Source organism: Delftia acidovorans NBRC 14950, assembly GCF_001598795.1.
GTDB classification, from domain to species: Bacteria; Pseudomonadota; Gammaproteobacteria; order Burkholderiales; family Burkholderiaceae_C; genus Comamonas; species Comamonas acidovorans.
Map to the genome: position 1 here is coordinate 16,183 of NZ_BCZP01000040.1, position 19,210 is coordinate 35,392.

Below are 19,210 nucleotides of genomic sequence, written 5' to 3' on the forward strand. Positions count from 1 at the left end.
TCAGAAACGGTCCAGATTGCTGCGCGGCTCGGCCATGGCGACGATGACCTTGCGCGGCCCCTTGAAGGGCGAGCGGGCATGGGCCACGAGCATGTTGTCCAGCATCAGCACGTCGCCCTGCTCCCAGGGGAAGCTGACGGTCTCGGCGTCCAGCGCGGCGCGCACCTCGGCGAAGATGTCGTCGCCGATGGTGGAGCCGTCGGCGAAGAAGGTGTTGCGCGGCAGGTTCTCGATGCCGTAGACCTCCTCCAGCACCTCGCGCTCCTCGGGCTCGCGCGCCGAGATGTGGAACAGGTGGGCCTGGTTGAACCAGACCATCTCGCCCGTGACGGGATGGCTTTCCATGGCCTGGCACAGCTGGCGTGTGCGCAGGCCGTCGTCCTCCTTCCACTCCCAGTCCATGCGCGCATGGCGGCAGAAGGCCTCGACCTCGGCGCGGCTTTCGGTGTTGAAGACCTTCTGCCAGGGCACGTCCATCTCGCCGAAGTTGCGCACGTAGAGGATGCCGGGCTCGAACAGCTCGCGGATGCGCGCCGGAATGCGGCGGTAGACCGCACGGCTGTCGGCAATCGGCGTCTCGCCGCCCTCGGGCGATGCGGTGACGCAGTGGAACCAGATCTTCATGGGCCACTCGCGCGTGTAGGCCTGCTCGTTGTGCAGCGGAATGCTCTGGTGGGCCGGGTATTCGGTGGAGGTGTAGACGCCCGCGCCGCTGGAGGCCTCGACCGCGCTGCGCGGCGTGGAGGCAAACTCGTACTTGAGCAGCGGGTGGCCGAAGGCCGAGGCGAAGCGCTGGAAGGTCTCCACATCGGGCACGCCAAAGCCACGCAGCAGCACGCCGCCCGTGGTCAGCAGGGCCTCGTCGATGTCGCGGCGCAGCGGCGGCAGCGCGGCCAGCAGGTCCTGGCCCGGCTGGGCGGGCGTGATGAGCTGGGGAAGCAGCGAGCCCGCGGGGGCCTTGCGCTCGAAGCGCTGGAGGGTTTCGTTCATGTCGATTCCTTGGTGCGCCACGCAAGAGCTGCCGCGTAGCCCGGCGGCGCTGGCAGCGCCATCGCTTGAAAACCATTCCAGTCGGGGACCGCGCAGGCGATGGCCAGCCGTCCGTCCCCTCCCGGGCTGATGCCTATGGAGCGCAGGTGGTCGGCCACGCCGATGCCGATGGCCTTGAGCACGGCTTCCTTGCCCACCCAGCGCTGGTAGAAGGCCGCCAGCCGATCAGGCGCACGGCGCACGCTGGCGCGTTCCTGGTCGGTGCAGACGGCGTCGAGCATGACCTCGGCATCGAGGTCGGGCTTGTGCTGCTCGATGTCCACGCCCAGATGCAGCACGCCACCGGGATCGGCCAGCGCGATCAGCGCATGCCCGCCCGAATGCGAGACATTGAAGAGCGGTGCCCGCAGCGGGTCCTCGTCGACAAAGGGCTTGCCGTGGACGCCGACCGCCAGCGGCACATCGGCCGGGCAGCAGCCCAGCCTGCGCCCCAGCAGCCGCCGCGTGGCAGCGCGCGTCTGTGCGAAGCGCAGCCGGTCGGCGGCCCGCACGAAGCGCGCGGCGCGACCGCGCTCTTCGGGGGTCAGGTGCGGCAGGCTGTCGCTCAGCTCGGCCGACAGGTCCAGGTCCAGCCTGAAGACCTCGATGCCCTGGCTCATGGCCTCACGCACGGACACGAGCTGCATGGATTTCCCCCTGGAGTGACTGGGACCCGGCCAGGCGCTGCGCCAGCACGGCCAGCACATCGCCTTCGCGCTGCTTGATGAAGAAATGCCCGCCCTCGAACCAGTCCAGCGTGAAGGCCCCGGCGGCCTCCTGCGACCAGGCCTGGACGCGGGGCGCCTCGATGTCGTCCTGCCGCCCCGCAAAGACGTGCACCGGCAGCGGCAGGCCCGCAGCGGGCACATGGCCGAAGCTCTCGCAGACGCGGTAGTCGGACCCCAGCACATCCAGCGTGATGCGCATGAGCTCGGGGCTGGCAAACACCTCTTCGGGCGTGCCGCCCTGCCTGCGCAGATCGGCAATCAGCGCCGCATCGTCGCCCTTGCCCGCAAAGCGCTCGGGATCGCGGCAGGCCGGTGCCGGGCTGCCCGAGGCAATCAGGGCCAGCGGCAACTCCCTGCCCTGCTCGCGCAACTGCCGCGCCATGCCGAAGGCCAGCAGCGCGCCCATGCTGTGGCCCAGCAGCGCAAAGCGGCCGCGCATGGCCTGGCGCTGCTCGGCGCACAGCAGCGAGACCAGTTGCCCGAAGTCCTCGACCGCAGGCTCGCCCAGCCGGCTGCCCCGCCCCGGCAGCTCCACCGGCGCAATGCGGATCCAGTGGGGCAGCAGCCTGCGCCAGCGCAGGTACATGGTGGCGCTGGCGCCTGCGCATGGCAGGCACAGCAGGGTCAGCGGCGCGTGCATGCGCGTCAGCCCGCTGCGGTTTCGATAACGGTATCGGTATCGCTTTGCAGCGCGGCGCCGGCTCCCGCCTGCTCCTGCTGCTGCATCCACACGCGCAGCGACTTGGGTCGCATGTCGGTCCAGGTGGCGTCCACGTAGTCGAGCACGGTTTTCTTGTCGCCCTTCACGCCCTCCACGGCGGTCCAGCCGCCGGGCACGGCCTTCCAGTGCGGCCAGATGGAATACTGTTCCTCGTGGTTGACCAGAACGATGAAGGTTTCGTCTTCGCGGTCGAAGCAGCTTGTAGACATGCAGGCGTCCTTGTGCAGTTGAACATCGGCGAAGCCAGTGCCGGATCACGGCGATCCGGTACTGCGCCTCTGTTCAACATGACGTTCGGCGCCTGAAACTGTTCATGCCATGGCCAGGCATGAGATTGCGGCGGCAAGCAATTGCCCGCAATTTTCAGAGTACTCCTAGTCCAGATTGGGTTGCCCTATCGCCATTCATCTGTCTATGATTTTCATTTATCAGATGACGGGAGGGTGTCCCCAGCGGGGCGCAAGCAGCAATGACACGCAGAGTCACCATACACACGCCATTGGGCGAGCAGCTGCATTTCCGTGAATTGCGCGGCCAGGAAAACATCAGCCAGCTCTTCAGCCTCGATGTGGAAATGCTCAGCGAAAGCGAAAGCATCGATCCCAAGGCCCTATTGGGCAAAAACGCCACCATAGAAATAGAAACCCAGGGCGGTGGCAGGCGCTTCATCGACGGCATCGTCACCCGCTTCGGCATGCAGGGCCAGGACCACCGCCACTATGCCTACAAGGCGCGCCTGAGCCCCTGGCTGTGGCTGGCCACGCGCAAGAGCGACTTTCGCATCTTCCAGAACCAGACCGTGCCCGACATCATCGAGCAGGTATTGGGCGTCTATGGCCATCCCCTGCAAAAGAAACTCACGCGCGCCTATCGCAGCTGGGACTACTGCGTTCAATACAACGAAAGCGATTGCGACTTTGTCTCGCGATTGATGGAGCACGAAGGCATTTACTACTTCTTCGAGCATGCCTCGGGCCAGCACACCCTGGTTCTGTGCGACGACATCATTGCCTCGCATGGCGCATTGCCAGGTGGCGAATCCATTCCCTTCTATCCCCCGGAAAAAGCCGCCGCAGGCGATCAGGAAAACATCCACGCCTGGCAGCTGGAGCAGGAAATCAAATCGGGCCGCCATTACAGCGACGACTACGACTTCAAGAAACCCCGGGCCGACCTCACCCACCTGCGGCGCGACCCACCGGGCCACGCCCATGACGGCCATGAAATCTACGAATGGCCGGGCGGCTACACCCAGCTGAGCGACGGTGAGGACTACATCCGCGTGCGCCTGAAGGAAAGCCTCACGGGCCAAAGCCGGGTGCGGGGCCAGTCCTGCCACCGGGCGCTGGCCACGGGCTACACCTTCAGCCTCTACAACTACCCGCGCGGCGACCAGAACCAGCAGTACCTGATCACGGGCCTGAGCTACCACCTCAAGGAGAACCCCCGCGTCAGCGCCATCAGTCCCATCAGTGCCGTGGCCCCTGGCGCCAAGGGCAGCGCCGCGGAGGACGGCTCCTTCCAGCGCTACGAGTTGCAGGCCCAGCCCACGAGTCTTGCCTACACGCCCGCACGCACCACGCCCAAGCCCCGCACCACGGGCCCGCAGACCGCCGTCGTCGTGGGCCCGGCCGGAGAAGAAATCTGGACCGACGAATACGGCCGCATCAAGGTGCAGTTCCACTGGGACCGGCTGGGCGGCATGAACGAGAACTCCAGCTGCTGGATCCGCGTGGCCACGAACTGGGCGGGCCCGGGGTTCGGGGCCATCTCCATTCCGCGCATAGGGCATGAAGTCGTCGTCGACTTCCTCAACGGCGACCCGGACTCCCCGCTGGTCACGGGCTGCGTCTACAACGCGGCCAACATGCCGCCCTGGGCGCTGCCGGCCAACGCCACGCAATCGGGCATCAAGACCAGATCGAGCAAGGGCGGCGCCGCAGGCGCGGGCATGAAGAACGGCCCGGGCGACGCCAACGCCATCCGCTTCGAGGACAAGGCAGGCGCCGAACAGCTGTGGCTGCACGCGCAAAAGGACCAGCTCACCGAGGTCGAGAACGACGAGGACAAATGGGTGGGCAACGACCGGCGCAAGACCGTGGACCGTGACGAGACCAACGTCATCCACCGGGACCGCACCGAGACCGTGGACCGCGACGAGACCATCACCGTGCACAACAACCGCACGGAGCGGGTGGACCACAACGAGAAGGTCAGCATCGGCGACAACCGCAATGAGGATGTGGGCCTCAACGAACACATCGCCATCGGCAAGAACCAGCGCATGCGCATAGGCGCCAGCAAGTCCGAGACCGTGGCCCTGAGCTACACGCAGAGCACGGGCATCGCCAAGATGATGAACGTCGGCATGGCCTACAGCCGCAATGTCGGCATGGCGATGAACTCCTTCGTCGGGCTCATGAAGGCCAGCCAGGTAGGCGGAACCCAGTCGCTGAAGGTAGGCCAGACCTATAGCGCAGACATCGGCAAGCGCATGGACCTCAGCGTGGGCGAGCGCCAATCGGTGACCGTGGGCCAGATCAGCGTGCACTCCAGCGGAGAGCATCTGGAGCTGGCCTGCGGCAAGGCCAGGATCGTCCTCCAGAGCAATGGCGGCATCTACCTGCAGGGCGTGCACATCCAATTGCAGGGCGAAGGCGCCATCAACGGCGACGCCGGCCGCATCCACTGGAACTGCGGCGCCAGCCAGTCCGCACCGTCCGCTCCGCCAGGCTCCTCCCCATCACCCGCCGCAGCCGACGCGCAGCCGCTGCCCGAGCTTGTGGGAATCAACGGAACCGTCGGGCGCTGAGCATCTTTCAAGGGAGGAACCGGCATGAACAAACCCGCAGCCCGCCAGGGCGACATGACCAAGAAGGGCGGCCCTGTCATCCAGGGCTCGTCCACCGTCTTCATCGGCTCCAGTGGCGGCGTCGCCTGCTCGGCATGCCCGGGCGGACGCGCCGAAGGCAACCCTGTCAACCCCGTGCTGGGCGCCAAGGTCCTGACCGCAGAAGTCGACCTGGCCCTGCCAGGACCGCTGCCGCTGCACCTCTCGCGCGACTACTCCAGCTACCAGACGCCCACGCCAGCCCCCGTGGGCCTGCTGGGTCCGGGCTGGTGGATGCCCGGCGAACTTGGCCTGCAGGCAAGCCGCGAGCAGCTCATCGTTCACGACGGCAAGGGCCGCAGCATCTGCTTCGACCCGCTGGCGCCCGGCGAAGTCGCCTACAGCGCCAGCGAGCACCTTTGGCTGGTACGCGGCGGCAGGGAGCGGCTGCTGGGCGAGGGCCATCCTCAGCGCGTGGCGCATTCCTACCTGGCCCTGCCTTTGGAACTGCGACAGGGCCGCGACTTCATCCTGGCCACCTCGTCTGCCCTGGGGCCGTGGTGGGTGCTGGGCCCCGAGCGCGGCATGGCGGCTGGCACCGAAGCCGCTGAATCCACCGATCCGGATACAGCCACCAGCGAAGACCCGCCCGGCCTGGACAAGCGCCATGTGCTGCTGGGCCTTGTTGACCGATTCGGCAACCAGCTGCGGCTGTTTCGCCACGCCAAGGGCGAGTTCAAGGGACTGGTGAACTTCATTGATGACGGCGCGGGCCGGCGCTATCAGCTGGAGCTGCAGCGCTGCAGTCCTGCGCAGGAGGCGGCGCACGGCTGGGGGGCGGACGCCGGCATCCGCCTGGTGGCCGTGCATCTGAAGCGCGACCCGGCTTTCGGCAGGCAACCGCCCCCGGAGCCCCTGGTGCGCTACGAGTACAGCCCGCACGGGGAACTGCAGGCCGTCCATGGGCGCGATGGCCGGATCATGCGGCGCTTTCTCTATGACCCGCGGCACCCGGGCCGCATGGTGGGCCACAGCCATGCGGGCCGCCCCACCAGCCGCTACACCTACGACGACCAGGGCCGGGTCATCGAGCAGCACAACCCCGAGGGACTGGACTACCGCTTTGACTACAGCGCCCACCAGGAGCCCGGCGCCGACCCTGCCAGCCCGCCCCAGGCCAGCACCCTGGTCACCGACGGCCTGGGACGCCAGCGCCTCTACCTCTTCACCGGCGAAGGCGGCCTGCGTCGCATTGCCTGCATCATCGAGGCCGATGGCAGCCGGCACAGCTATCGCCATGACAGCGCGGGCCGGCTGGTCGAGGCCACCGACCCGCTGGGACGGCAGACCACCTACCGGCTGGATACCGCCAGCGGCGACGTCACCCGCATCACCGACAGCGCCGGGCGCACAACCGAGCTGCAGTACAACCTGCACGGACAGGTCACCCGCAGCAGCACCCCGGCCGCAGGCAACGAATCCGCTGTCCACCAATGGCGCTACGACCCGCTGGGACTGCTGCAGGAGCACATCGACCCTCTGGGCCACAGCACCCGCTATCACTACCCGGAGCCCGCCTCCGATGTCCGGCCTGCCGGCGCCGAGCCCTCCCCCCTGCGCCACTTGCCCATCGCCGTCACCGATGCCAAGGGCGGACGCCAGGAACTCCAATGGGACGCCCGTGGCCTGCTGCTGCGCCGCCAGGACTGCTCCGGCCGCAGCACACGCCAGGCCCACGACGCCTGGGGAAACCTGGTGGCCATCTACGGCGAGGAAGGCGGCAAGCTGTCGTTCACCTACGATGACGCCGCCCGGCTGACGGCCAGCATCAACGCGCTGGGCGAGGTTACGCGCTATGGCTACAACGCCAGCGGCGACCTCGAACGCATCGAACACCCTGACGGCCACCTGGAGCAATTTGCCCTCGATGCGTGGGGCCGCACCATCGGCTACCGCTACGGAGCCCAGGGCAGCTTCTTCCACCAACGCTACCTGCGGGACAAGGCCGGCCGCCTGGTCGAGCTGCACAACGAAAACGCCAGCATCCATCGCCTTCGCTACGACAGCCAGGACCGGGTGGTCGAAGAGACCGGGTTTGACGCCAGCCCCAGGCACTACCAATACAACGCGGCCGGCCAGGTCACCGCCAGCAGCGACGCCCTGCACCGGACCCTCCACCACTACGACGAGCGCAATGGCCGGCTGCTGGCGCGCAGCATCTCGGCCCTGGACACCGAAGGCCAGGATGCGGCCCCCATCGCCACGGAGCACTTCGACTACGACAGCGCGGGCACCCTGACCGGCGCCCACCACGTGGTGCACGGCGGCTACCGGCTGGGCACCCTGTTCGAGCGCGACCTGCTGGGCCGCACGCTTGCGGAGACCCAGCAAATGCATGGCCCGCTGGGCGAGCTGCTGTGGCAGCACCGAAGCCAGCGGCAACTGGACGAGATGGGACAGGTCACGCAAAGCACCATCACCGGACTGCCTCCACTGCAATGGCTGCACTACGGCCCGGGCCACCTGCACGGCCTTTTGCTGAGCGGGCGCAACGTGCTGGAGCTGGAACGCGATGCCCGCCACCGGGAGATACAACGGCGCTGCGGAGCCACGACCGTGCAGCGCGCCTATGACAGCCTCTCGCGCCTGACCACCACCCGCCTGATCAGGGACACTACCCATCTGCGCGGCCCCGGCGCGGCCAACGCCCAGGCTGCCGGCGAAACCGCATCAGGCCCCGTGCTGAGCCAACTCAACCGCAGCCATCAATACAACGCACTGGGCCAGTTGTGCGGCACAGGCACGGCGCAAGGCCCCTGGGCCTACGCCTATGACCCCGCAGGCCGCCTGGTCCAGGCCAAAGGCCCGGGCATGGATCAGCGCTGGCAGTACGACAGCGCCGGCAACCGGCTGTTTGCGCACCAGCAGAGCCATCATGCCGCCCGCCAATGGAGCGACGAAGTCCGGCAGAACCTGCATGACCCGGACTTCAACCTCCTGCAGGCAGACCACCGCGACCGGGACCGCAGCCACCCGCCCTGTTGGCCCGGCAACCGCATCCTGCAGGACGACCAGCACCAGTACCGCCATGACAGAGCGGGCAACCTGCTGGAAAAAAGAGGCCCGCAGCAAACCCATCGCTACCAATGGGACCATGCCAATCGCCTCATAGGCCATGCCGTGCAAACGAACGATGCGGGCCATGAGCACGAAGGATCCGCCCGCACGGATGAAGCGCCCACCAGCCAATACTTCTACGACGTCTTCGGCCGCCGCATCGCCCGACGAATCCCCCAAAGCGCCACCCCTGCTGCCAGCCACCCCACCGGTGCCGGTGTGGCAAAGGGTGACGACAACGCAACCCTGGTCTTCTACGGCTGGGACGGCGACCGGCTCACCCTCACCCAATTGCCGGCCCAGAACCACCGGCCAATGCGGCGCATCCACACCCTGTACGAACCGGACAGCCACGTTCCCCTGCTGCGCGTGGAAACCGCAGGGCTGCCTCCGGAAGTCAACCTGGCCGACCTGTGGGAGCAAGACAGCGGCCACACCACCGATGCACAGCAGCGAAGCATGCTGGCCGAAGTGCAAAAGCAGATCCTGGCGGGCCCCAGCCCCCAGATGCGCCAGACCCTGGCCGAATTCGGCCTGGACGCCGACGCGCTGCGGGAGAAACTCCTGCCGCCCGCCGCCGCCATCACCCATATCCACCTCTACCACTGCGATCACCTCGGAACGCCCCTTGCCCTGATCGACCCGCTGGGAAAAATCGACTGGCATATCGAACTCGATCCCTGGGGCAACTGCATCAGGGAATACAACCCCAACCATCTCCACCAACCTATTCGGATGCAGGGACAGCATCTGGATGAGGAATCGGGGCTGTTCTACAACAGGCATCGGTATTACGACCCGGCGTTGGGGAGGTATATCAGCCGTGATCCGATTGGGTTGATGGGGGGCATTAATTTTTATGAATATGCCAACACCAACCCTTGCAATGCATATGATCCATTGGGACTGCAAGCCGTAGCTGCGCAGTCCTGTGTATATACCCAATCCACCGGCAATCTCACATGTACAAGAGATGGTATTGAAACAGTAAATAATAACGGATATGCCGGAGCGGGGCAGGGGAGAAACAATCCCGACATGCAAGATGTTTTAAATACTGGCCCATTGCCACGTGGAAACTATACGATAGGAGAAGCATTTAGACACAGGACTGCCGGTATTGCTACAAGACGTCTGACGCCGGCACCCGAAAATGATATGCAAGGACGTGCAGGATTCCTTATTCATGGGGACAATGCAACAGGCACAGCCTCTGAGGGATGTATTGTAATGCCTCGCACGATAAGAGATAGTCTTAATGATGGTGACTCTCTGGAGGTAATTAGATGAGGTTTTCGAAAAATTTTCTGATTTTAACTACACTTGTCCTACCCTCCATAGCAATGAGTGATGTGGCATGCCTCAAGGAAATACAGACTTCAAAGAAGCAACCTTCTAACAACGAGGTGAGCACGGCTGCATGGAATTGTCTGGATTCGCTTACAGAAAATATAATATCTGGCGATATTAACGCAATTGATGATGGCGTTAAATTATTGCACCACACAGATGCTGGATATACATCCACGATAAAAATATCGTTAGGACTTGCTTTAAAAAAGGAGCCCGAACATGTGATGATTAATCTAAAAGAAAATCATTCATTATTAATATATGTATGTAGTTTAAATTTTATTGAACCAGAAATTAATTTCGTTAAAGAATATTATCAATCAACGAGAGAAAAATTAGAAAATATAAAGAGCAGGTATTTAGTTAAAGAAAAGGATCTATGCATCAAAAATATGAACCGTTCTTACAAATTATTTTTCATGGAGAATTAATTTTTATTGAATTGAGAATTTCAACCATTTGACATAAAATATTACACCCTATACCAAATCAATAGAACAACCTAACTTATCAAATAAAACGATATCTCAAATGAATATAGAAAAATTTCAGAAGATATAAACATATTCAATCTCGCCGCCAATATCCATTGACAAGTCAATATTGCATTTAGCGCGTGTTGTGCACTTTGAAGTACCCGCATTGGCTTTGTACGCTGGTTATCGCAAGGCACAGTGCGCAGCCAAGGCTGGTGCCTTGGCAGTCATTGCAACGCTGTGAGCGCCTACCGGTCAATTCAAGTCCAGCAGCGAGCGGTGGACATGGATGGCCTTGCAGGCGTCGGCAATCCTGGCGTTCACCAGGCCCAGCGCACACTCCATGTGCTCGGCGATCTGGCGCTGGGTGAGGCCCTTGATGCGGTACAGCTCGAAGGTCTCGCGGGTCTTGGGCGGCACCTCGTCCAGGGCCTGGTCGATCAGGCGTATGGCCTGGGACTCGAACAAAAGGCGCTCGGGCGAGCGGCTGTCCGGTATCTCCAGCGTCTCCACATCCACGCCGTGGGTGCGGTAGCTGTTCTCGCGCTCCTGGCGGCGCAGGTAGTCCAGCGCCATGTTGCAGACGGCGCGCGTCCAGTAGGCGGCGGGCCTGGCGATCTCGGCATCGCTGCGCATCTCGGCAACGCGCAGATAGGTGTCCTGCACGGCGTCGTCGGCCAGTTCGGGATTCCTGAGAATTCTTCGCGCGACCCTCACCAACTGTCCACGCGAAGCAATGAAAACCTCTTCCAGCGAAGAATGTGTGTGATTCAAGGACACGATGCAGTTCCTCTCGCAAGCTAGGCAAGAACGTCAAGGGGAAATGTCGACCGCAGGTCGATGGACTGCCGGCGCGCCGCCCGTTCAAAAAGACGGGAACGGGGCTCGGCACAGGCGGAAAGCGGCGGCACGACCGCTGACCGCAGGGCATCAGTGCACGCCGATGCGCATCGGCGTGACTTGGGGAATCGGGCCTTAGATCGGCCTCATACCGGCTTCATGGCGGCCTCATACCGGCTTCATGGCGGCGGCCGACCTCGCCGGGCCCATGCGTCCTGGAACAGGATCGGCAAGGGCTGTGCGGCCTTGCAGACGTGCTGAAACTTGAACCGGGACCAAGGCATGTAGTGGTGCTCCTTTAACGTTTTCCAGAACATGAAATGAGAAGCATTAACAGCTCCGGCGACAAAACCGGGTCTGGATCGGCATCTCGTACCTGTCTGGAAGACGTCCCGCCAAGGCAAACGAAGACACGGCTATCGGCATTGGAAAATCGGCAGCCGATGCCTATGGATTCCCGTCTCCCATGGCTTTCCCTCGCCATGGATGATGGGCCTGGATCATGACGGACTGGTGATGCCCCAAGCGCAGCGCGGGGGCACCGAAGGGCTGGGTGCGCAGGCAGGAAAAGCGAACGGAGCGCGGCCTGCTGCTGCAACCTGCAGACGAAAAAAAGCCACCTTGCGGTGGCTTCTTGTCTGTGCAAACGCTGGGTTTGCACAAGGAATCTGGCGGAGTGGACGGGACTCGAACCCGCGACCCCCGGCGTGACAGGCCGGTATTCTAACCAACTGAACTACCACTCCTGGCAGACAGCTTTTGCGCTCTTTCGAGCCAAGTGCTGCAAACTTGGCGACCCTACGGGGATTCGAACCCCGGTACTCACCGTGAAAGGGTGATGTCCTAGGCCTCTAGACGATAGGGTCAATCCTAGAACTTGCGTAAATACTCAAGTCTCAATTTTTGGTGGAGGTAAACGGGATCGAACCGATGACCTCTTGCATGCCATGCAAGCGCTCTCCCAGCTGAGCTATACCCCCTTGCTGCAACGTTGCACTGCTTCGTTGCTGCGATTCAAAAATTGTAGCACAGCGTTTTTGGGGCAATTCCGGAATGCATGACTTTTTTATGTCGCCCTGCATTCCGGCGCCCTGCTCAAGCCCGGGTCAGGCCAGGCTTTGCCCATCGCGTATGCGGTGGATCTCGGCGATGTCCACCACCCAGACCAGGCCGTCGCCGACCTGGCCCGAATGGCAGGCCGTGGTGATGGCCGCACGGATAGGCTCGACCATGGAGGCCTCGGCCAGCACGCAGACCATGATCTTGTCGGAGAAGTCGGTCAACTCCTCCTTCACGCTGCGCTTGTCGATGGCGGCCGGGGCCGTGAAGCCCTCGGCGCGGAACAGCGTCACGCCGGGGAAGTTGGGAATGGCGCGCAGCGCGTCGCGCAGGCGCTCCAGGCGGCTGGGGCGCACGATGGCCCGGATTTCCTTCATGGTCATTGCAGTGTCTCCTTCATCAGGCTTCCAGCGGTTTTTCGTCAAACCAGCGGTACAGGGTCGGCAACACCACCAGCGTGAGCAGGGTGGACGAGATCAGGCCACCGATCACGACGATGGCCAGCGGGCGTTGCACCTCCGAGCCGGGGCCGGTGGCGAACAGGAAGGGCACCAGGCCCAGCAGCGCGACGGTGGCCGTCATCATCACGGGGCGGAAGCGCTGCACGCAGCCTTCGCGCACGGCCTCGGCCACGTTCATTCCATCCTCGCGCAGCTTGCGGATGCAGCTGACCAGCACCACGCCGTTGAGCACCGCAATGCCCCACAGCGCGATGAAGCCCACCGATGCCGGCACGCTCACGTATTCGCCCGTGACGAACAGGCCTATCAGTCCCCCGATGGAGGCGAAAGGCAGCACCAGGATGATCAGCCCGGCCAGCTTGACCGAATTGAACAGCACGAACAGCAGGAAGAAGATGGCCACGATGGTCAGCGGCACGATCACCTGCAGCGTGCCCATGGCGCGCTCCATGTTCTCGAACTGGCCGCCGTACTTGAAGTAGTAGCCGTCGGGCAGTTGCACTTCCTTGTCGATGCGCTGCTGCACTTCGGTCACGAAGCCGCCCAGGTCGCGCCCTTCCACGTTGGCGCCCACGACCACGCGCCGCTTGCCGCCTTCGCGGCTGATCTGCGCGGGTCCGTCCACCAGTTCGATGCGGGCCACGCTGTTGAGCGGAACCTGCGCGCCGGTGCTGGTGGTCAGCAAGGTGGCGCCGACAGCCTGGGGCGAGCCACGGAAGGGCTCGGGGAAGCGCACGACCACGTTGTAGCGGCGCTCGCCCTCGTAGACCGTGGTCACGTCCTTGCCGCCGATGGCCGACTCGATCACGCCCTGCACGTCGGTGACGTTCAGGCCGTGGCGGGCAATGGCCTTGCGGTCGATATCCACCGTGAGCGCCTGCTGGCCCGACAGCCGCTCGACACGGATGTCGGTGCTGCCCGGCACGCTCTTGAGGATGCGGGCCACCTGTTCGGAGACATCGCGCAGATCGTCCAGCTCGTCGCCGAAGACCTTGATGGCCAGTTGCGAGCGCACGCCCGTGACCATTTCATCCACGCGCTCGGAAATCGGCTGGGACAGCACGATCTGCACGCCCGGAATCGAGGACAGGCGCTGGCGGATGTCTTCGTCGATCTCGTCCTGGGTGCGGTTGGACTCGGGGTCCAGCAGCACGATGGGATCGGACTCATTGGGGCCTGCGGGATCGGCCGGCGATTCACCGCGTCCGAGCTTGGAGACCACGCTGAGCACGCCGGGCACCTCGGCCACGGCCTTCATCGCCGCCATTTCCATGCGGATGGACTCGTCCAGCGAGATGCTGGGCACGCGGTTGATCTGCGGCGTAAGCGCGCCCTCCTTCATGGTGGGCATGAAGGACTTGCCCAGCAGCGGGAACAGTCCCAGCGAGCCCAGCAGCAGCGCCACGGCCACGGCCAGCGTGGCGCGGTTGCGCGCGGTGGCCAGGTCCAGCAGGCGCAGGTAGTGGCGCTTGAGGAAGGCGATCAGGCGCGTGTCATGGTCCGCGCCGCCCTTGAGGAAGTACGAGCACAGCACGGGCGACAGGAACAGCGACACGGCCAGCGAGACCGCCAGCGAGATCGCGATGGTCAGTGCCAGCGGGCCGAACATCTTGCCCTCGATGCCCTGCAGCGTCATCAGCGGCAGGAACACCAGGATGATGATGGCGATGCCGAAGATGGTGGGCGTGGCCACCTCGGTGGTGGCCGAGAGCACGGTGCGCACGCGTGCGCCCATGCTGTCGCCGGCCTGGCCGAGCTTGTGGAACACGTTCTCCACCACCACCACGGTGGCATCGACCATGAGGCCGATGGCGATCGCCAGCCCTCCCAGCGACATGAGGTTGGCCGAGATGCCCCAGCGGTTCATCATGATGAAGGTGGTCAGCGGCGTGATGATCAGCGTGGCCACCACGATCAGGCTGGAGCGCACGTCACCCAGGAAGATGAAGAGCACCACGACCACGAGCAGGATGCCCTCGATCAGCACCTTGCCCACGGTCCACAGCGCCGAGTCGACCAGGTCGGTACGGTCGTAGTAGGGAACGATCTGCAGGCCGCCGGGGAGCATGCCCTTGGAGTTGATCTCCTGCACGCGCTCCTTCACGCGGGTGACGACTTCCTTGGCATTGCCGCCGCGCATCATCAGCACGATGCCGGAGACGCCTTCGGTATAGCCGCCCTTGATGATGGCGCCCTGGCGCACTTCCTGGCCCAGCTGGACCTCGGCCACATCGCGCACGAAGACCGGCACGCCGCCATCCTGCTTGAGGACGATGTTGCCGATGTCCTCCAGCGACTGGATCAGGCCCACGGCGCGGATCAGGTACTGCTCGGTCACCTGGGGCAGGATGCCGCCGCTGGCGTTGGCGTTGTTGTCGGCGATGGCCTGGACCACATGGCGCACGGACAGGCCGTAGTGGCGCAGCCGGCCGGGGTCGACCTCCACCTGGTACTGCTTGACGTAGCCGCCCTGCGAGTTGATTTCGGCCACGCCGGGAATGGAGCGCAGCAGCGGGCGCGCCACCCAGTCCTGGATGGTGCGGCGCTCGGTCAGCTCCTCGGGCGTGAGGGCCCGCTTGCCGTCGTCGGGATGGTCCAGCGTGTACTGGTAGACCTCGCCCAGGCCCGTGGACACCGGCCCCAGCACGGGGATGATGCCTTCGGGCATGCGCGGCGTGACCTCCATCAGCCGCTCGGTGACGAGCTGGCGCGCAAAGTACACGTCGGTGGTATCGGTGAAGACCAGGGTGATGATGGACAGGCCGCTCTTGTTGAGCGAGCGCATCTCCACCAGGCCCGGCATGCCGGTCATGGCGATTTCCAGCGGCACGGTCACGAAGCGCTCGATTTCCTCGGGCGAGCGGCCTGGCGCCTCGGTAGCCACCTGGACCTGGACGTTGGTCACGTCAGGAAAGGCGTCCACCGACAGATTCATGGCGGCGCGCAGGCCAAAGCCGCACAGCACCAGCGAGAGCACGATCACGATGAGTCGCTGGCTCAGTGCGGCCCGGATCATGGAAGCGATCATGGGCTTACTCCAGCTCTGCGCGCTTGCGCTCGTTGTTCAGGTGGAAGGCGCCCGTGGTGACGATGACCGTGCCATCGGCCACGCCCTTGTTCACGGGGCGCATGCCGCCGCTGGCAGTGCCCAGCTCGACGGGCGTGAGGCGGTAGTGGTTCTCGCCCTTCTTGACGAAGACATGGTCGCGATCGTTCTCGCGCACCACGGCCTCGGCCGGCACGGCCAGCAGTTGGCGCACCTCGCCCTGGATGCGCATGGTGGCCAGCATCTGGGGCTTGAGGTCGCGCTCGGTGTTGTCCACCTGGGTGCGGATGGTGACGGTGCGGGTCTCGGGCGTCACGGTGTCGCCCACATGCACGATCTGGCCGGACAGCACGCGCTCGCCCAGGGCGGGCACGGCGATCTCCACGGCCTGGCCGGCGCGCACGCCGCTGGCCATCTGCTCGGGAATCGCGCCCACCACCCAGACACTGCTCAGGTCGGCCACGGTGAACAGCGGATCGCCGGGCTGGGTCACCTGGCCGGAGCTGACCTTGCGCTCGATCACCACGCCGGCCCCTGTGGACAGCACGGCGGCATGCGACTGCAGCGTGCCCTTGTCGCGCAGCTGGGCGATGGCGCTGTCGGGAATGCCGATCAGGCGCAACTGGTCGCCGGCAGCGCGCTGCTCGGCGCGCGCAATCGACAGCTCGGACTCGCGGCGCTGCAGTTCGGCCGAGCCGATGACGTCAGCGGCGATCAGCTGGCGGGCGCGCTCCACGCCGCGCTCGGCCAGCGTGGCGGCGGAGTGTGCACGCAGATAGGCCAACTGGGCGGTGGTCAGCTCGGGGCTGGCCACGCGGGCCAGCACCTGGCCCGCACGCACGCGGTCGCCCACTTCGACCAGCACCTCGGTCACGCGCCCCGTGGCGGCCGCGCCAATGCGGGTGACCTGGCGCTCATTGGCCTCGATGCGGCCGGACACCTCCTGCAGCAGCGCGATCTGCGCCTGCGCCACGGGCTTGACGGCGAAGTTGGGCGCCATCTCGGCGGTCACACGGACCTCCATCGGGTCCTGCTCCTGGGCAGCGGCCGCTGCGGGCGCCGCCTTGGCTTCGGCCTCTTCGTTCTTGCCGCAGGCGCTCAGCGCCAGCGTTGCGGCCAGCAGTCCGGCCAGGGCCAGGGAGTTCACCAAGGTGCTGCTGCCTGCGCGGGCGGCGATGGGTTTCGGATGCATATTCAAGGACATGTTCGTTTCTGATTTCGGGTGTGAGGCAGGGACGGCGCGCTTCACAGCGCGGACGGATCGTCGTAGCGGCCCGCGAGGTATTCGAGCTGTATGCGCGCCGCCTGCAGCTGGTAGCGCGCATCGAGCAGGTCTGCACGGATGGAGCGCAGCACGCGCTGCGCATCGAGCACATCGAGAATGCCGCGCTCGCCGAAGCGGTAGGCGGCCTCGGCCACGCGCAGGGCCGACTCGGCCTCGCGCACCGAACCCTGGCTCAGTGCCTGGGTGCGCAGTCGTGCCATCTCCAGCTCCTTCCAGGCCTGCAGCGTCTGCTGGCGCAGCTCGATCTGCCGGCCTTCCAGCTGCAGACGCGCGCGCTCCAGCTCGGAGGCGGCCTCGTCGATGGGGCCGCGGTGCTGGTCGAGCAAGGGGATCTGGATGCTCACGCCCACCGTGTTCAGGCGCACGTCGGGCTCGCGCGTCTGGCCGTAGCGCAGCTCCACGCCCGGCCAGCGCGAGGCCTTGGCACCGTCAAGCCGCGCCTGGGCACGCTCGACCTCCGCCTTGAGCTGGCGCAGTTCGGGGTGCTCCATGGGATCGATCTCGCCCATGTCCTCGATGCGCAACGGATCCTCCAGCGACACATCCAGGCGGAAGCGCACGGGCAGCTGGCCTGCGGCCAGGCGGCCCAGCGACAGCTGCGCCTGCTCGGCACGCAGCCTTGCGGTCTGCTCCTGCTGGCGCGCCTGGATGATTTCGGCATCGGCCTTGATGATTTCGTAGCGGGCCGCCTCGCCGCTGTCCACGCGGACGCGGACGCGCTCATGGGCCTGCTCCAGAAGGCGCACCGCCTCCTTGGCGGCCTCGACCTCCGCCTCGCGCAGCACCATTTCGTAGGCGCGCAGCCGCACCTGGGCCACCAGCGCATTGCGCGTGGTCGCTACGAAGTGCACCGACCCCTGCTCGCCTGCCTTGGCGGCCTCCACGCGCGCACCGCGCACGGCGGGGTTCTCGATGGGCAACGCCACGGCCCAGCCCTGCACCGTGCCGGCCGCCGCGCCGGGCACGCGGGCGCTGTTTCGGCCCTGGTTCCATTCGAGCTTGGGATTGGGCAGCGCCGAGGCGCTGACCACGCCTGCGCGCGCCGTGGTGCGCGACTGCTCGACGGCGCGCAGATCGGGGTTGTGGTCCAGCACGGCGCGAACGACCTCGTTCAGGCTCAGCTGGGGCAGGCGCTGTGCGGCGGCCGAAGCCACCGAAGCCGTTGAAGCCGTCGATGCGGCCTTAGGCGTGACCGGGGCGCGGGCCGCTGCGGCCTCGGCGGCTGCAGCCGCGGCGGGTGCCGCCTGGGTCATGGGAGGCTGGGATGCCTGTGCCGAGGCACCGGCACTCCAGCCCACCAGCAGGCTGCAGATCGCGCCTTGCAAGGCCTTGCGCGAAAAGGATGGAAAACGAGCGGGGGCCATTCCCGCCAATACCGTTGGATTCACCATGGCATGCATCTGCCGCGAAACGACAGTCGAGGGGTTGAGTAAGAGATGGGCCCTCCCCTGCGGACAACGCGGGAACGGGCATGGCCGGGCCGTGCGCAGTCAGCGCGCGGACGACGGCATGGCATGCGCGCCAGCAAGGCGCGCACGAGCAGTGATCAGGCAGTGGGATGCGTCAGCCGACAAGGGGCGCAGGGCATGCCTGCGCCGCAATATGCGGTCAGCCGAGCAGGGAAGGTCTTGGAGGGCGCAGCAGCTGGCCCGGAGCGGGCGACAGGTGCGCGTGGGAATAGGTCGAAGGCGGGGCCCACAGCGACACCACCTGCACGGCGATGGGCTCGGGCGGCCAGTACATCTCGGCGGAGCGGTCCTCGCCACAGGCCAGCAGGGCCAGCAGCTGGCGGGTATTGCCGCCGTGTGCCGTCAGCTCGGCAAACTCCGTCTCGTCGTCTTCCTCGACTTCCGCGAGTTCTTCGAGGAATTCCTCATCGATGGTCACGATGGGGTGGTGCGCCAGCAAGCCATCGCTTTCCAGTCCATCGGACGATGCCGACGCCGCCACCTGTCCACAGAAGATGGACAACAGCATCAGCAAGGAAAACAGGAACGATGGCGCAAGGCGCATGGGGCGAGACGAAGGCGGGAGCAGTGAAAGTGAATGTCCCGTGATCGGGACACCATCTATTGTTACGAATGTTGAGGCAAAGTTCCGGGTTTGCCCTTAAAAAATCTGTGGCAAAGCCCGCTTTTCGCACATGCTTGCCCGCCGCCAAGCGGTGGCTGCCATGCAGGCGAGCTGCACGCGGCAGAAACAAAAAAGCCACCTTGCGGTGGCTTCTTGTCTGTGCAGACGCTGGGTTTGCACAAGGAATCTGGC

The 19,210-nt window shown here is 64.9% G+C and carries 13 protein-coding genes and 3 tRNA genes; 3 read left to right on the forward strand and 13 right to left on the reverse strand.

The window, feature by feature from the left end; genetic code table 11:
* Genes DA1_RS27610 through DA1_RS27625 form a run of 4 tightly spaced genes read right to left on the reverse strand, consistent with a single transcriptional unit; the run spans nucleotide 1 to nucleotide 2,687 of the window.
* Nucleotides 1-990, reverse strand: a complete 990-nt coding sequence (locus tag DA1_RS27610; RefSeq protein ID WP_016450666.1) for a TauD/TfdA family dioxygenase — start codon at nucleotides 988-990, stop codon at nucleotides 1-3.
* Nucleotides 987-1,676, reverse strand: a complete 690-nt coding sequence (locus DA1_RS27615) for a 4'-phosphopantetheinyl transferase family protein (RefSeq protein WP_012206557.1) — start codon at nucleotides 1,674-1,676, stop codon at nucleotides 987-989. Before DA1_RS27615 ends, DA1_RS27610 begins: the two co-directional genes overlap by 4 nt.
* Nucleotides 1,654-2,397, reverse strand: coding sequence for a thioesterase II family protein (locus DA1_RS27620; RefSeq protein ID WP_034395835.1), 744 nt, complete (start codon nucleotides 2,395-2,397; stop codon nucleotides 1,654-1,656). The genes DA1_RS27615 and DA1_RS27620 overlap by 23 nt, the downstream gene beginning before the upstream one ends.
* A 5-nt stretch (nucleotides 2,398-2,402) precedes the next feature.
* A complete protein-coding gene (locus tag DA1_RS27625) occupies nucleotides 2,403-2,687 on the reverse strand; it encodes an MbtH family protein (RefSeq protein ID WP_034395838.1) in 285 nt (94 codons plus the stop codon).
* 260 nt (nucleotides 2,688-2,947) lie between these two features.
* Between DA1_RS27625 and DA1_RS27630 the strand changes: the two genes are divergently transcribed.
* From DA1_RS27630 to DA1_RS30760, 3 genes are read left to right on the forward strand one after another with little or no spacing between them, the layout of a single operon-like run.
* Nucleotides 2,948-5,290 (forward strand): type VI secretion system Vgr family protein, encoded by a 2,343-nt coding sequence (locus tag DA1_RS27630; RefSeq protein WP_230590918.1) that lies wholly within the window; start codon nucleotides 2,948-2,950, stop codon nucleotides 5,288-5,290.
* A 24-nt stretch (nucleotides 5,291-5,314) separates the two neighbouring features.
* Nucleotides 5,315-9,715 (forward strand): RHS repeat-associated core domain-containing protein, encoded by a 4,401-nt coding sequence (locus DA1_RS27635; RefSeq protein ID WP_051940931.1) that lies wholly within the window; start codon nucleotides 5,315-5,317, stop codon nucleotides 9,713-9,715.
* Nucleotides 9,712-10,209 carry a hypothetical protein gene (locus DA1_RS30760; protein WP_155294312.1) on the forward strand — a complete coding sequence of 166 codons (498 nt, stop codon included), beginning with the start codon at nucleotides 9,712-9,714 and terminating at the stop codon, nucleotides 10,207-10,209. Before DA1_RS27635 ends, DA1_RS30760 begins: the two co-directional genes overlap by 4 nt.
* A gap of 300 nt (nucleotides 10,210-10,509) precedes the next feature.
* Here the strand turns inward: DA1_RS30760 and DA1_RS27640 are convergent, their stop codons facing one another.
* From DA1_RS27640 to DA1_RS27680, 9 genes are all read right to left on the reverse strand, one after another.
* Nucleotides 10,510-11,034 (reverse strand): sigma-70 family RNA polymerase sigma factor, encoded by a 525-nt coding sequence (locus tag DA1_RS27640; protein WP_034395841.1) that lies wholly within the window; start codon nucleotides 11,032-11,034, stop codon nucleotides 10,510-10,512.
* Nucleotides 11,035-11,763: 729 nt separating this feature from the next.
* A tRNA-Asp gene (locus tag DA1_RS27645) sits at nucleotides 11,764-11,840 on the reverse strand.
* 44 nt (nucleotides 11,841-11,884) lie between these two features.
* Nucleotides 11,885-11,960: transfer RNA gene (locus tag DA1_RS27650), tRNA-Glu, on the reverse strand.
* Nucleotides 11,961-11,998: 38 nt separating this feature from the next.
* Nucleotides 11,999-12,074: transfer RNA gene (locus DA1_RS27655), tRNA-Ala, on the reverse strand.
* A gap of 126 nt (nucleotides 12,075-12,200) precedes the next feature.
* Nucleotides 12,201-12,536: a P-II family nitrogen regulator gene (locus DA1_RS27660; RefSeq protein ID WP_013801593.1), complete on the reverse strand. Its 336-nt coding sequence runs from the start codon at nucleotides 12,534-12,536 to the stop codon at nucleotides 12,201-12,203.
* 16 nt (nucleotides 12,537-12,552) lie between these two features.
* Nucleotides 12,553-15,642 (reverse strand): efflux RND transporter permease subunit, encoded by a 3,090-nt coding sequence (locus DA1_RS27665; RefSeq protein ID WP_034395844.1) that lies wholly within the window; start codon nucleotides 15,640-15,642, stop codon nucleotides 12,553-12,555.
* Nucleotides 15,643-15,646: 4 nt separating this feature from the next.
* The gene (locus tag DA1_RS27670) at nucleotides 15,647-16,864 is read right to left on the reverse strand and encodes an efflux RND transporter periplasmic adaptor subunit (RefSeq protein ID WP_034395847.1); all 1,218 of its coding nucleotides are present in this window, start codon (nucleotides 16,862-16,864) and stop codon (nucleotides 15,647-15,649) included.
* Nucleotides 16,865-16,905: 41 nt separating this feature from the next.
* Nucleotides 16,906-18,336: a TolC family protein gene (locus DA1_RS27675; protein ID WP_034398828.1), complete on the reverse strand. Its 1,431-nt coding sequence runs from the start codon at nucleotides 18,334-18,336 to the stop codon at nucleotides 16,906-16,908.
* 217 nt (nucleotides 18,337-18,553) lie between these two features.
* Nucleotides 18,554-18,922: a hypothetical protein gene (locus DA1_RS27680; protein WP_230590919.1), complete on the reverse strand. Its 369-nt coding sequence runs from the start codon at nucleotides 18,920-18,922 to the stop codon at nucleotides 18,554-18,556.
* Nucleotides 18,923-19,210: the final 288 nt, after the last annotated feature.